This window comes from Aminobacter sp. P4_D5, assembly GCF_056401815.1.
In genome coordinates, this window is sequence record NZ_JBFUIP010000844.1 from 1 (window position 1) to 656 (window position 656).

Annotated in this window: 1 protein-coding gene; it reads left to right on the forward strand. The window is 64.6% G+C overall.

Annotated elements, in window-relative coordinates; all coding sequences use genetic code 11:
* Positions 1-656 (forward strand): PAS domain-containing protein (locus tag AC1DWF_RS35340; protein WP_476843122.1); only part of this gene is annotated, 656 nt, incomplete at both ends.

Genomic DNA, 656 nt, shown 5'->3' on the forward strand with positions numbered 1-656 from the left:
ACACCGATCCGCTCTACCTCATTCTCTTCACGGATCAGGGCCCGGTGCTCAGCCGCGAGGAGGCGGTGCATCGCGCCCATGCGACGCAGGAGGGCGCCGCGGTGCAGATGGAACGCGAGATGCGCGAGATGCGCGAGCGGCTGCAATCGATGATCGAGGAGTACGAGACGGCGCTGGAGGAGTTGAAATCCTCCAACGAGGAGCTCGTCTCCGTGAACGAGGAGATGCAGTCCACCAACGAGGAGCTGGAGGCCTCCAAGGAGGAGCTGCAATCGGTCAACGAGGAGCTGCACACCGTCAATGCCGAGCTCATCGGTAAGGTCGACGCGCTGGATCGAGCCAATTCCGACCTGCGGAACCTCTTCGAAAGCACGGAGGTCGCGACGGTCTTCCTCGACCGGAACCTCGTGATCCGCAGCTTCACGCCCACCGTGGCCAAGGTGTTCAACATCCTTCCCGGCGATCGGGGACGGCCCATCACCGACCTTTCCAGCCCTCTGGTCATGCCGAGCTTCGCCGATGACATCGCCCGGGTCTTCGCCGACAAGGGCCCGCTCGAGCGGCGCGTGGAGAACGACGACGGGAGCGCGCATTTTCTCGTCCGCCTTGCCCCCTATCGCGACGCCGGAGAGCGCATCGAGGGCGTGGTCGTCACC